The organism is Clostridium sp. CAG:265 (assembly GCF_000436575.1).
GTDB lineage: Bacteria > Bacillota > Clostridia > Clostridiales > Clostridiaceae > Clostridium > Clostridium lentum.
Genome location: NZ_FR886617.1, coordinates 6,295 through 20,469, shown reverse-complemented (window position 1 = coordinate 20,469; position 14,175 = coordinate 6,295). Strand labels below are relative to the sequence as shown.

11 protein-coding genes and 1 tRNA gene are annotated in these 14,175 nt (G+C 28.4%); 6 read left to right on the top strand and 6 right to left on the bottom strand.

The window, feature by feature from the left end:
• Window positions 1-1,214 (top strand): phosphopyruvate hydratase (gene eno / locus Q5O29_RS06555; RefSeq protein WP_302631856.1); only part of this gene is annotated, 1,214 nt, incomplete at its 5' end.
• A 215-nt stretch (window positions 1,215-1,429) separates the two neighbouring features.
• Here eno and Q5O29_RS06550 read toward each other — a convergent pair.
• Window positions 1,430-2,242: a ZIP family metal transporter gene (locus Q5O29_RS06550; protein ID WP_022212164.1), complete on the bottom strand. Its 813-nt coding sequence runs from the start codon at window positions 2,240-2,242 to the stop codon at window positions 1,430-1,432.
• Window positions 2,243-2,402: 160 nt separating this feature from the next.
• Between Q5O29_RS06550 and Q5O29_RS06545 the strand changes: the two genes are divergently transcribed.
• Window positions 2,403-2,485: transfer RNA gene (locus tag Q5O29_RS06545), tRNA-Leu, on the top strand.
• Window positions 2,486-2,662: 177 nt separating this feature from the next.
• Here the strand turns inward: Q5O29_RS06545 and Q5O29_RS06540 are convergent.
• Window positions 2,663-5,824 carry an AAA family ATPase gene (locus Q5O29_RS06540; RefSeq protein WP_022212163.1) on the bottom strand — a complete coding sequence of 1,054 codons (3,162 nt, stop codon included), beginning with the start codon at window positions 5,822-5,824 and terminating at the stop codon, window positions 2,663-2,665.
• Window position 5,825: 1 nt separating this feature from the next.
• The gene (locus Q5O29_RS06535) at window positions 5,826-7,004 is read right to left on the bottom strand and encodes an exonuclease SbcCD subunit D (RefSeq protein ID WP_022212162.1); all 1,179 of its coding nucleotides are present in this window, start codon (window positions 7,002-7,004) and stop codon (window positions 5,826-5,828) included.
• A gap of 357 nt (window positions 7,005-7,361) precedes the next feature.
• Between Q5O29_RS06535 and Q5O29_RS06530 the strand changes: the two genes are divergently transcribed.
• Window positions 7,362-8,210: an MBL fold metallo-hydrolase gene (locus Q5O29_RS06530; protein ID WP_022212161.1), complete on the top strand. Its 849-nt coding sequence runs from the start codon at window positions 7,362-7,364 to the stop codon at window positions 8,208-8,210.
• 99 nt (window positions 8,211-8,309) lie between these two features.
• Here the strand turns inward: Q5O29_RS06530 and Q5O29_RS06525 are convergent, their stop codons facing one another.
• A complete protein-coding gene (locus Q5O29_RS06525) occupies window positions 8,310-8,720 on the bottom strand; it encodes a hypothetical protein (protein ID WP_022212160.1) in 411 nt (136 codons plus the stop codon).
• A gap of 4 nt (window positions 8,721-8,724) precedes the next feature.
• Window positions 8,725-10,722: a molybdopterin-dependent oxidoreductase gene (locus tag Q5O29_RS06520; protein WP_022212159.1), complete on the bottom strand. Its 1,998-nt coding sequence runs from the start codon at window positions 10,720-10,722 to the stop codon at window positions 8,725-8,727.
• Window positions 10,723-11,104: 382 nt separating this feature from the next.
• Here Q5O29_RS06520 and Q5O29_RS06515 point away from each other — a divergent pair, with 382 nt between their 5' ends.
• Window positions 11,105-11,329, top strand: a complete 225-nt coding sequence (locus Q5O29_RS06515; protein ID WP_022212158.1) for a hypothetical protein — start codon at window positions 11,105-11,107, stop codon at window positions 11,327-11,329.
• A 461-nt stretch (window positions 11,330-11,790) separates the two neighbouring features.
• Here Q5O29_RS06515 and Q5O29_RS06510 read toward each other — a convergent pair whose 3' ends face one another.
• A complete protein-coding gene (locus Q5O29_RS06510) occupies window positions 11,791-12,138 on the bottom strand; it encodes a hypothetical protein (RefSeq protein WP_022212157.1) in 348 nt (115 codons plus the stop codon).
• A gap of 295 nt (window positions 12,139-12,433) precedes the next feature.
• Between Q5O29_RS06510 and Q5O29_RS06505 the strand changes: the two genes are divergently transcribed.
• Both Q5O29_RS06505 and Q5O29_RS06500 read left to right on the top strand, forming a co-directional pair.
• On the top strand, window positions 12,434-13,171 hold the full coding sequence (locus tag Q5O29_RS06505; RefSeq protein WP_022212156.1) for an NAD-dependent protein deacylase: 738 nt from the start codon (window positions 12,434-12,436) through the stop codon (window positions 13,169-13,171).
• A gap of 296 nt (window positions 13,172-13,467) precedes the next feature.
• On the top strand, window positions 13,468-14,175 hold a 708-nt coding region (locus Q5O29_RS06500; RefSeq protein WP_302631854.1), incomplete at its 3' end, for a PfkB family carbohydrate kinase.

Sequence of the window (14,175 nt, the reverse complement as noted above, 5' to 3'; positions counted from 1 at the left end):
TTATCTTAGAAGATGGTACTATAGGAAGAGCTGCCGTACCATCAGGAGCTTCAACTGGAATTTATGAAGCTGTAGAATTAAGAGACGATAATAAAGAATATTTTATGGGTAAAGGTGTTAAAACTGCTGTTTCTAATGTAAATGATATAATTGCTAAAGAATTAATTGGGTATAATGTCTTTGACCAAACAACCATTGATAAAAAACTTATAGAACTTGATGGAACTGACAATAAAGGTAAATTAGGTGCAAATGCTATTTTAGGTGTTTCTTTAGCTGTTGCCAACGCTGCTGCTAATTTCTTAGGCTTACCTCTATATCAATATGTTGGAGGAGTGAATGCTAAGGTTCTTCCTGTACCTATGATGAATATAATAAATGGTGGTTCTCATGCAGATAATTCCGTTGATTTACAAGAATTTATGGTAATGCCTGCTGGTTTTAATTCATTTGATGCAGCAATTCAAGCTTGTGCTGAAGTATATCATTCATTAAAGAAAACTTTAAATGAAAAAGGATATTCAACTGGTGTAGGTGATGAAGGTGGATTTGCTCCAAATTTAAAATCAAACGAAGAAGCCATCGAAGTAATCTTAGAAGCTATTACAAAAGCAGGTTATGAACCTGGAAAAGATATGTTTATTGCCATTGATGCTGCTTCATCAGAATACTATAAAGACGGAAAATATGTTTTAGAACACGAAGGAAAGACTTTAACAGCTTCTGAAATGGTTGATTTCTTAGAAAGCTGGGTTAATAAATATCCAATTATCTCTATTGAAGATGGTATGGCTGAAGAAGACTGGGAAGGTTGGAAACTACTTACTGAAAGAATCGGTAAAAAAGTACAATTAGTTGGTGATGACTTATTTGTTACTAACACTAAGAGATTAGAAGAAGGAATTAATAAAGGTGTTGCTAACTCTATCCTTATAAAGTTAAATCAAATTGGAACTTTAACTGAAACTTTAAATGCCATTGAAATGGCAAATAGAGCTGGATATACTGCTGTTATTTCTCATAGATCTGGTGAAACAGAAGATACAACTATCGCTGATTTAGTTGTTGCTGTAAATGCCGGTCAAATAAAAACTGGTGCTCCAGCTAGATCTGAAAGAGTTGCTAAATACAATCAACTTATAAGAATATCAGAAGAACTAGGTTCTGTAGCAGAATTTAGAGGAACAAAAGCTTTCTTCAATATCAAAAAATAATTAATATAAAAAAGGAACTGTCGCATTAAGAATAAATAATACAATATTATTGTATATAAAATTTTTAGTGCGACAGTCACTTTTTTCTTTTACTTCTAAAATTTTTAAACTTTTTATTTTTTTAAAATATTTCAGTATACTCCTCAATTTTTTAATTATCAATTTTCAAAATTCCTACAGAAGTTTCCTACCAACTTTCCATTTTCCATTAACAATTATCCAAGTGCCACATCTAAAACCATCATAAGAATAAATCCTAAAATCAATCCAAAAGTAGTAAGTTTTTTATTTTCTATTGATGCTTCTGGTAATAGCTCTGCTCCAACCACAGCAATCATTGCTCCTGCAGAAAAAGCTAAAAAGAAAGGTAGCATACTCCTAATAGTTATAGCTGCAATTACCCCTACTACACCTGCAATAGGTTCTACAATACCAGAAGCTTGTCCATAAAAGAAGCTTTTTGCTCTTGATAATCCCTCTCTTCTTAATGGCAAAGATACAGCAGCACCTTCTGGAAAATTTTGAAGCCCAATACCTAATGCTAAGGTCATAGCAGCTGCAACGGATGCACTAGGTATTCCTACTGCTACTCCACCAAAGGCTACCCCTACTGCTAATCCTTCCGGTATATTATGCAATGTTACCGCTAAAACAAGTAAAATGCTTTTTTTATAACTTTTATTTTTTTCTAGGCTCTTATTATTTACTGGTATAATACCATATGAATATTTATCCATAAGCATATCTGCAAAAATAATAAATACTCCACCTGCAAAGAACCCTATTGCAGGCAATAAAAACTGGCTATATCCAAGTTCACCACATAATTCAATTGCAGGATTTAGCAATGACCAAAAACTTGCTGCTGTCATTACACCTGCCCCAAAGCCAAGCATTGAATTTAATATCTTTCTATCTACATTTTTAAAGAAAAATACAAGTGCTGCTCCTAAAGCAGTTACAGACCAAGTAAATATAGTTGCTGTTAACCCTTGTAGCACTGGACTTAAACTAATAAACCATTCCATTCTTCTTTAAGTATTCTCCTAAAATTAGTTTTCTCTACATTATATTGCAATATTTTGACATCTGTTCCCTTTAAATTATTATATAATTATTTTCTCTACTATGTAATTAGTTGACATTATAGAAACTTCATGATAGTATAATTAAGTGATATTTTTACAAGCCGCCATGGCGGAACTGGCAGACGCACATGACTCAAAATCATGCGGGCAACCGTGTGGGTTCGATTCCCACTGGCGGCACCAAAATACCTCTTGCAATTGTAAGAGGTATTTTTTGTATTTTCTTTTTAGCAATTTTTATTTATAATTGTTTATTATTCATCCCATAATCATTTTTCTTAAAATTTCTGATATCTTATAGACAAATAAAATCTTTTATCTTAACATTTTTAGTAGGAATTTAAATTCGGATGAATAACTCTATTTCATAATAAATTTGGCACGGCTTCCACTTTTACCTAATGATACTTCAAGCCTTGCTTCAATTCTTTCCCTTAATTCATCAACATGTGATATTATTCCTACAAGTCTTCCTAAATTTTTTAAATCCATTAAGGCATTAATTGCTCCATCTAAAGATTCTGGATCTAAACTACCAAAACCTTCATCCACAAACATTGTTTCAATATGCACTCCCCCTGCATAACTTTGAATTACATCTGCTAACCCTAATGCCAGTGCTAGAGAAGCTTTAAAACCTTCTCCACCTGATAAAGTATTTACATGCCTTTCCTTTCCAGTATATGCATCAATAATTTCTAGTTCTAATCCTGACTGTTTAGTACCTTTACCCTTTTCAGCCTTTCTTTTTAAAGCATATCTCTCATTAGTCATCTTACTTAACCTTCTGTTTGCTGCCTTAATAATATCATCAAAATATGCTGCTAATACGTATCGTTCAAAGGTTATTCTCTCTAAATTATTTCCATTAGCTAGTTCTGAAAGCTCACCTATTACATTGTACTCGCTTTCATCTTCTTTTATCTTATCACTAATCTTTATAATCAACTTCAATGTATCCTTATTGCTAGTTAACCTAGAGAATATTTTCTTTTCCTTAGAATTTAACTCTCTTAATTCATTTTCTTTTTCATTTAAGCTCTTAATAATTAAATCTATATCAATATGTTCCTTATCCTTCAACTCTTCTTGTAGCATTAGATATTGATCTTTTTTAGATTTTAATCTTTGATAAAACTCTTGTATTTCCTTCTCTATGATTTTTAATTCTTCTTCACTAATTTTGCTTTTATTATAATAATTACTATCTATAAAACAGCTTTTTTCAATAGCTAATTTAAATTCAAAATCTTTTTCACTTAATATGCTGTTCCACTTGACTAATAAGTTATTTTTTTGTAGTAAAGCTTCCTTATTTTCTGCCACTATATTTTGCATTCTTGTATATACATCAAGAGCTTTTTTTGAATTTACTTCAAGCATAGTAATTTTATTTTCAGATTCCTTAATCTTTATTAATATTTCATCTTCACTTTCCATATCTTTAGGTAGATTTTCTTTTATCTCCTGTAATAAAGCCATTTCCTTTGCAGACTCTGTTAATAAATTTTGATATTTATTATTTTCTTCTTCTGAAATATTTTGTAAACTTTCTTGATTCTTAAGAAACATCACTAGACTATCTTCATCTTCTTTTTTACTAGCAATAGCTACATCTATGTTTTTTATTTTTTCTACTAATTCCTCAATTTCTTTAGCAATTGCTTTACCTCTTTCAACTACATTACTATTAATAGCTTCAAAATTTTTCAGCTCATTTACCTCTATCTTTATAGTAATTATTTCTTTCACTCTCTCTACTTTTTCAGTAATAGTATCATTCAACTGATTTTCTATTTCACTATTCTTAATAGTTAATGCTTGCATAAGCTTATCATATAAGACCTTTTGTGCTTCATAATCTTCTTTAAACTTTTCTAATTGCTCTTCTGTAGGTACATTTTCTGGCACTAAGGCTTTCTCTGGATGATTCTCTGAACCACACACTGGACATTTCACTCCACTCTCAAGGTTCATGGCAAGTATACCTGCCATACCTTTTCTAAATAAAATATCACCATCATCATAGTTTTTCTTAGCTTGATTGTATATATTTTCCTGAATATTAAACTTTTCCAATAGCAAATTATATTCATCTCTTAAGTCTATATATTTTTTTATAGACCTATATACTTCCATTAATTCTGCTTTTTGACGTTGTTTTTCACTTAAAAGATTACCATATTGAACTCTTTCTAGTTCCTTCTTGGCGTTTTCCGTAATCCTATTTCTTAAAAATTCAATATTATTTACTACATTTTCTAGCTTTAACTTAATTGAATCTTTTACTTTTTCTTGAGATGTTAACTGCTGCTTAAGTCTATTTATCAAAATTTCTTTTTGTTTATAATCCTTAAATCTACCAATAATTGCATTTAGTTTACTTTTTTCTTCTATAAGCCTGTCTTTCCCCTTTTCAAGTTCCTTACACTCTTCATAATATTCTTTACTCTCTTTTAAATCTTTAGTATTACTCTGCAACTCTTTTTCTTTATTAACAATTTCCAATTTATTTGCTTCTATTTCTTTTTTTGCCTCATTAATGCTTCTTTCCAAATGAATTAAAGATAATGCCACTCTTCCTTTTTCTAAAACTTCCTGACGCTCATTCATGGCTTCCTTCTTTTCTTCTAAATAATTTAATTCCTCTTGGACTTTTTCCTTTAATTGAAGCTTATTATTTATTTCTTTGGCTTTAATTTCATGCTCTTTAATTTTGAATATTTCTTCATTTACTTTTTCAATATCCTTTTTAATAAGATATTCCTTTTCATTGTCTGCACCAATTAGTTCCTTAACTAACCTTATAAGCTCCCAAATATCCTTATTATCTTCTTTAATTAATAAATTTAATTCTTCATTATCATTTCCATCAATTTTAGTTATATAAGCTTCCCTCTTTTGCTTATCTCCTTCAATTTTTCTTTTTAATATAAGCTGCTTTTCCTTTAATTTATCTTGGAATTTCAAAAACTTCTCAGTACCAAAAATATTTCTAAAGATGATTTCTTTATCCTTACTTTCAGCTTCTAGTAATTTTTTAAACTCTCCTTGCGGTAACATTACTATTTGTTTAAATTGATTTGAGTTTAATCCTAATATCTTTTCAACTTCCTTAGTAGCTTCTGTAGTCTTGCTGATAACTCTATCATCAGGCAGTAAAAATTCCACACTATGTTTTTTTTCTACCACTTGGATATTACCATTTTTCTTTGTCTTTTCAATTTTCTGTGTAGGATATCTGGTAATTGAATACATTTTGCCCTTTACCATAAATTCTAAGGTAACATAAGAAGTTTCACTTTTATCAGCATGATCGCTTTTTAAAGAATCAATAGTCCTACTTCCTCCACTTGCTTCACCAAATAAAGCAAAAGATATGGCATCAAATATTGTAGTTTTCCCTGCTCCTGTTGGCCCACATATCAAAAATAAATTATTATTTTTTAAAAGGCTAAAATCAATTTCCTCTTTTCCTGCATAAGGTCCAAAAGCATTTATTGTTAACTTAAGCGGTTTCACTTTATTTTCCCCTTTCCAATTCCTCTAATATTTTAATAACCTCACTATTTCTTGCTTCATCCATTTCCTTGCCCTTTAAATCAATATAAAACTCTCCAAATAATTCATCCAATGACTTTTCTCTAAAGTTATCTCCTGCTGCTGTCTTGCTATTTTCAATTCCTAAAGAAGTGTTAACCATTCTAAGTCCCATAATATTAGGAAATACAGCTCTTAGTTTAGATATGGCATCTAATATTTCTCCTTCATCTGTTATTTCAGCAAATACATAATCATTTAAATTAGTGCCCTGATGATTTTCTCTATTTAATAGCTCATCAATAGGTCCTCTTATTACTCTTAAATCCCTTAATGGCTTTATCTCTATTAATTCTACCTTTAGATTTTTGTCTTTATTAATATCTATTACTGGTATGGACTTTTTCTGCTTCCATTCCGATATGGAATATTTTAAAAGAGAACCTGAGTATCTAATTTTATTACTACCTACCTTTTGTGGTCCATGAATATGCCCTAATGCCACATAATCAAACTTTTCAAATATACTGCCATCCACTATATCCGTTCCCCCTATGGATAAAGGTCTTTCAGAATCACAAACTTCTAATCCACCTCTATGTTCCTTATCTTCATATGAATAACTAACATACCCATGAGCTATCAAGATATTTCTTTCATCAATATCTAAATTTTCATATATCCTTGATACTATTTCTCTCATCATATCATCATGAGTTTTAATTTCTGGATTCTCATACAAAATCCTAGCTTGAGCCGGATCAATGTATGGTAGTAAATAAAAATTCACACTTCCATCATTATCTTTTAGTGTTACTTTCTTAACTTCTCCATTAAAATTTCCTTCTATATATAACCCTTTATCTCTAAGGAGCTTATTTCCAAATGATAACCTTTCAGCACTATCATGATTTCCCCCAATAGCTAAAACAGGAATCTTAAGTTCTAAAATTATTTTGCTAAGTATAGTATCTAAAAGTTCTACCGCCTCAGCTGGTGGAACTGATCTATCATATATATCGCCAGAAATAATAAGTGCCTCTGCTTCCTTTTCTCTCAATAATTCCACTAATTTATCTAAATAATATTTTTGCTCCTCTATCATCGAATACTCGTTGACAATTTTTCCAATATGCCAATCACCTGTATGGACTATTTTCATTTAAAAATCACATCCCATCACTTTCTTAAAGATTAAAAATAAAGTGTAATAATTAAAACCCCTTTACACTTTATACTACTTATCTTATATTACTTCTCTTTAACTTCTTTTTCAATTTAATTATATTTATTATAAACTTCATAACTATTTTTAAAGCTGTATTATACCAATAAAAAATCCCTATTAAGTCTATTTTTTCATCAAATTAACTAATTTGATCTATAAATATATAACATAATATTTTTAAATATTATGTTATATATGGTATAATAAGGTAAGTGTTATATTATAATTTACTTTACAAATCTTAAGTATTTTATACATATATTAAGGTAAAAATTTATATGGAGGTATTTTATGAAATTTATTATTACAGGTTCAGGAGGATGTGTAAGCATTCCAAGGCCTTTATGTACTTGCAATATTTGTAATGAAGCTAGAGAAAAAAGTTATCCATATGCTAGATGCGGATGCAGTTTATTTTTAGATGATATAAAATTATTGATAGATACACCAGAAGATATTGGACATGCATTAAATCACTGTAATATAAAAGAAATAAATTATTTATCTTATAGCCATCTTGATCCAGATCATACTTTTGGAATGCGAGTTATCGAACAATTAAGACTTAACTGGCTTGACTTATCTATCAATAAAAAATGTGATAATCCAATAAAAGTATTAGCTCTACCTAATGTATTAAATGATGTTAATGCCTTAAGTACAAAATATGGTTCTATTTTTGACTATTATGAATCCTTAAATTTAATAAAAAGAAAATCAGTCAACAAAAGAATAGTAATTAATGACATCAAGATAACATTTGTTCCTGCTAATGAAGAAGCTACAGTAACAATATTCATTTTTGAACAAAATGGTAAAAAATTAATCTATGCACCATGTGATGTGAAGCCATTTCCTAATTCAAGACTATTCTATGATGCTGATTATCTTATCATAGGTAATACTATAATTGGAAACATACTTAAAAATAATTTCTATTTGACTAAAAATAATCCACTTAATTTAGAGTTATTTTCATTTGAAGAGGTCTTAGAACTAAAAGCAAAATATAATATTCAAAATGTCATAATAACTCATTTAGAAGAAGATTGGGGTAAGTCATATGATGATTATCTTAATTATGAAAAAGAATGTATAGCCATTAAATTTGCCTATGATGGAATGACTATTGAATTATAAAAACATATCTATATAATAGAAATAATTTGTTTAATAGGTGTAATGTTTATAAATTCTTTCTAAAAAATTAAGGCTGATGTCATTGATCAGCCTTAAACTTTATAATAATTTTTTAACGTCTTCAAAAGAAGCATTAATGGTAAATATCATATTCTCATCTATTTTTAATGTACATTTATCTTCTTTTTCTTTTATCTTATCTAGATTTAATCCACCCTTATGTATTTCTTTAAATTTAGTAGCAGCTAAATTTACCTTGAAGTTTAAATCCTTCATACCAGTTATTTTTATATCATTAGAACAGCTTCCGCCATTATTAATCTTTAATCCTATTATATTACTTCCTTTTCCTAATACTTCATTAGCTGGTATATAATCAACATCTATATTACCAGTTATGGTCATCCATCCTCCACTTAATTTTATTTTTGACATTAAGTTTACCTCATAATTTTCTGTTATAATCTTTAATAAATTACCTAATTGATATAATGTTAATTCTTTTTCCATCTTTCTATTCTCCTTTTTCCTTAACTATCTCTACTAATGTTTCATGATAAGTTACTTGTCCCCCTATATCTGATATACCTGATATAGTTAAATAATTAGGATTGCCATGTCTCTTCCACCATCCAGCATACATCATAACTATATTATCACCAATGCAATCATCTACTACAATTTTTACAGTAATTTTTCCATTATCAGATATTAAGCTAACATTTTCTTTATCATTAATATTTAATTTTCTTGCTTCATTACTATTTATATACGCCATAGCAATATCTTCTTCATCCATAAAATGTTGACTAAATAATGTATCCTTACTATGGGTAGTTAGTAATCTAAACTTAGACTCTTCTTTATTATGGCTCATTTTATTAAAACTAAATTCTATTTTTCCACTTTTAGTTAAAAACTTTTTATCTTCCCAAGCTACATTCTTGTGAGGAGTAAAATAATTATTCTTTATATATTGTAAATCAATTTCCTTATGGATTCTTTTTAATGGCTTGATAACTTCATTAAGATATTCCTTTTTTTCTACCATTGGATATCCTTTAAGTTCAAGCCTTCTAGCTATCTCTCTAAAAAAGTAATATTCATCCATTAGCTCTTCTGCTGGTTCTATGAGTTTTTCATTAAAAATTAAATATGGATTAGTCATAGAGCTAAAAAGTAAATCTTCACTTTCCAATGTGCTACTGGCAGGAATAAATAAATCACATTCTTCTGCTGTATCAGTCATAAACATATCAATGCATACCTTAAATTCAATTTTTCTAAAAGCATTCTTTAGCTTGTTTAAATTGGGTAGCTGATTTAATAAATTACTTTTAGTTATTACAGACATCTTTAAAGGAACATTATCTTCCTTTATCCCTTCCTGCTCTAAGCAATATATATTGTTTTTAGCATGTGCTTTTCCCTTTACAGCATCATTTATAAACTCACTAATATGACTAACATAAAACTCTCTACTTTCTCCATAAACAGCACTATTATAAGGGTCAGTATTTAAAATATCTGGATAAACTCTGTTAGCATAATTAACACCGCCTCCGCTTATACCAATTTGCCCTGTTATAGCACCTAAAAAGCTTATTAACTTAATGGTATTACCACCATTATAATACTTTTGCATACCATATCCCAATAAAATACTAGAATGCTTTTCACTATAAAGCTTTGCTAATTCTTCAATTTCATTTATTTCTACACCACATATAAAAGATAAATTATTCATATCTAATGATAGCAAGTAATCTCTATATTCTTCAAAACCATTTACATATTGCTCAATATAATCTTTATCTAAATAATTTCTTTCAATAATAATCTTTCCCATAGCTAGTGCTAAAGCTTCATCTCCACCAGGCTTTACTCTTACATATTTATGTGCTATTTTTGCTGTTTGAGTAAAGATAGGATCTATAACAATGATTCTACTACCATTAACCTTAGCTTTCTTTATACTTTGCATAGTATGTATAGTAGTATTAGCTGGATTCTTACCCCAAACAAATATATTTTTGCTATGTATAAGATCATCCAACGAATGGCTTACAACATCCCCAAAAACCTGTTTTTGTGCATGTATACCTGCACTCCAACAAGGTCCACCTTTTGCCTTAGATGCACCACCATAAAAATTAAAAAATATTTCTCCTATACTCTTTAATATGGAGCCATTACCATACTGTTCATAATATAATATTGACTTGGGAGAATATTTATCTTTATAAAACCTTAACTTATCAACCATTATTTCTATGGCTTCATCAAATGTAATTTCCTTCCACTTATCATTAACTTTTAATAAAGGCTTATAAATCCTCTTGTGGTGATTTAGCCTCTCTAAATGAGCTAGGCCTTTTTTACAGATAAATCCATTAGTGTAGGGATGTTCCTTATCACCTTCAATTTTAATGATTTTTCCTTCTTCAACATATACATTAAACTTACAACAGTCAAAGCAATCTAATGTACATCCATGACTTAGCTTATCCATTTCTCCACCTCAATATTTTTTCTAGTATTCCACTGCTGCTATACATAATCCTTTAGCAGATGCTTTTTCTCCTGCACATAATCTTTTTCTTTCATTATATTATCCATCTTTATTTTTCTCATTATCGGTCTCCTCTATAATATTCTCCTAACTATATATTCTATAATATCATATTGCTTAAATGCATTACATAATAATATTTAAAAAAAATCAATATTTTTATTACATTATATGGAATTTAATTTCAAATAGAGTTATAATAATACTAGAAGAAAGAAAGAAAGAAGATGATTATATGAGATTTGTATTTAATGCAGGTCATGGATAGTATTTTTATCAATATATTAAATTTATCTAATTATTTGAAAGAAGAGTGAATTTTATGAAATATAAAAATAATAATCATGACGATTACAGATTTGAATATAAGAATGATCATATACTAGTTTTGAAGTATTATACTCAAACTAAGAAATATGCTCCTTATACTTCTATGCTTAGCGAAAGAAATATGAGTGAAGAAACATTTAATAAGATTTGTGAAGATTGGTACACTAGAAAAATAGCTGAAGAAAAGGCTAGAGCTGCTCATAAACGTGCAAGCTAGTTCTTTTGCCAAATTACACACCTAATTTAATATATATAATATATTTAAAAAATGTAGTAAGTCATATAACTTGCTACATTTTTTATTTATCCTCTTTTTAAAGCAATTGTCAATATACCAAAAAAGCATCTATTGCTGTGGTACAATAGATGCCTTTTGGCTTATATATTTAAATTATGACTATGTTTGTAGAGCTAATAAATAATATAAAAAGATTTTAGGATTTAATGTATTCAAGATTTCTGTATTAAATGTGTGATATCAATACAGAATAATGTTGTTAGCACATAATCATAATATATATAACTTATTCAACTGATAATAATTATCATCTTCACTTATTATGATATACCTTTTATTAAAACATGTCAACTATTTTTTTATATTTTTTTAATAATAGATAATGATAAAAAAATAGCCTATATCAAAGTTGATATGAGCTATCTTCATTAAGTAACCTTTTATTCTTTTATTAAAATTGATTTTAAATCATTAGTTATTACCATTAGTCTAGTTTTCTTTTCATTTCTTAAAGTGCTATAATCTCTTGGTGTTGATAAAAGTGCTGATAAACCACTCATAGTTTCCCACCTTTTTAAATCTTCTTTTGCTTCTTTATATTTATATACATTAAATTTAATACCTTTTTCCAATATTATCTTATCTATTCCATGGTATCTGATTTCTAAATCTTCTAATTTTGTTAAATTTTCTACTGTAGCTTTATTCTTTTCAAGAAACTTCATTATTCTGCTTCTTTCTTCTTCTATTTCTTCCATTTCTACTACTAAATCGTATACACTTTTCATCTCTTGTCCCTCCATAATTTCTGTCTTATAAATACATAGTAAAATTACTTTACCCTTTCATCTTTAAATAATTTTCGTTATACAACTACATTGTAACATATATTAAAATCAGCAACAATAAGATAAATATAATAACTTTTTTATAGATACTTTTCAAAGCTATTAATTACTAATAATACTTTTATTATGGTTATGTATAATATATAAATAAAATTAAAATAGAGATTAATTCATTCTATTTTTCAAACATGTATGCCATAATATAACTATAAATATATAATTCGGAGATGATTTTGTGAGTACTGAAATAGAAAAATTAACTCAAATACTTAGAGATAGTAATAATATTGCATTTTTTGGAGGTGCAGGGGTAAGTACCGAAAGTGGAATACCTGATTTTAGAAGTTCAAATGGATTATATAGTGAAAAGTTACATGTAAACTTTACTCCTGAACAGTTAGTATCTCATAGTTTTTATATAAGATATCCAGAAGAATTCTTTAACTTTTATAAGGCTAAACTTATTTATCCTGAAGCAAAACCAAATGATGCTCATAGAGCCTTAGCTAAACTTGAAGAAATCGGTAAACTTAAAGCTGTCATAACTCAAAATATAGATGGCTTACATCAAGCTGCTGGTTCTAAAGTAGTTTATGAACTTCATGGTTCTGTTTTAAGAAATTACTGCACACGCTGTCATGCTTTTTATGATGAGAAATTTATCTTAAAAAGTAAAGGTGTGCCTACTTGTACTAAATGTGGTGGAAATATTAAACCAGATGTGGTTCTTTATGAAGAAGGCTTAGATGATAATGTAATTAGCGGTGCTATTGCTGCCATTTCTAAAGCAGATACCTTAATTATAGGTGGAACTTCACTGGTTGTTTATCCAGCAGCTGGGCTTATTAATTACTTTAGAGGTAAAAATCTTGTTCTAATTAATAAGAGTTCAACTTCCGCTGATAATAAAGCTGATTTAGTTATTCATGAGGCTATTGGGAAGGTTTTAGGAGAAACTGTTAATAATATTTAATATTAAAGATGTTATCTTAAAATCAATTTTAAGATACCATCTTTACTTATTTAACCTCTTAATAAAGTTTTATAAATTCCTCTACCATTTTACTAGCATTTTTTTCAGCTATAGGTAAGAACTCTTCATCTTTATATATAAAATGCTACTCATTTATCATTTACTAAGTTTTCATAACCATCAGTGAAATCTATAATAATTCAAATATGCAAAAAGATATATGTCAATCGCTTGACATATATCTTTTTTTCACTTATACTTTAGTTATATAATTCCAATTTAAGGGAGGGTTAGCAATGTTTAACTTTAACAATGTTGTAAAATTTGAGAATAAGAGATTTGACGTATTTGCAATTGGAGAATTATTAGTTGACATGATTTCTGATGATTATGATGCCGACAATAGTTGCAATAAATACTCAAGATATTTTGGTGGTTCACCTGCAAATATTACTATGAATATAAAAAGACTTGGTGGTAATCCTATTATTTCAGCTTCTGTTGGAAATGATAGATTAGGTGAATTCTTAATTAATAATTTAAAGAAAAATAATATTAATACTGAATTTATTAATAAAGTCAATAATTCTACAAGTATGGTACTTGTAACTAAAAGTAAGGAAACTCCACTACCTATTTTCTATCGTAGTGCAGATTATAATTTAGAATACAATGAAGATATAGGTTCAATATTAAAAAATAGTAAAATAGTTCATTTTTCATGCTGGCCTATTTCTCAAAAGAAATCAAGAAAAGTTATTGAAAAAGTTATTGAAGAAGCTAGAAAAAATAATGTTCTTATAGGTTTTGATCCAAATTATCATGAAATGATTTGGGAAGAAGGACATGATGGAATAGAATATATAAAAAATCTTATTGGAAAGTTAGATATAATAAAACCTTCAGAAGTTGATGCAGAAAGAATTTTTGGCCCAGATACTCCTGAAAATCATGTGGACAAGTTCATTCAATGTGGTGCAAAACTTGTAATAATGACTTTAGGG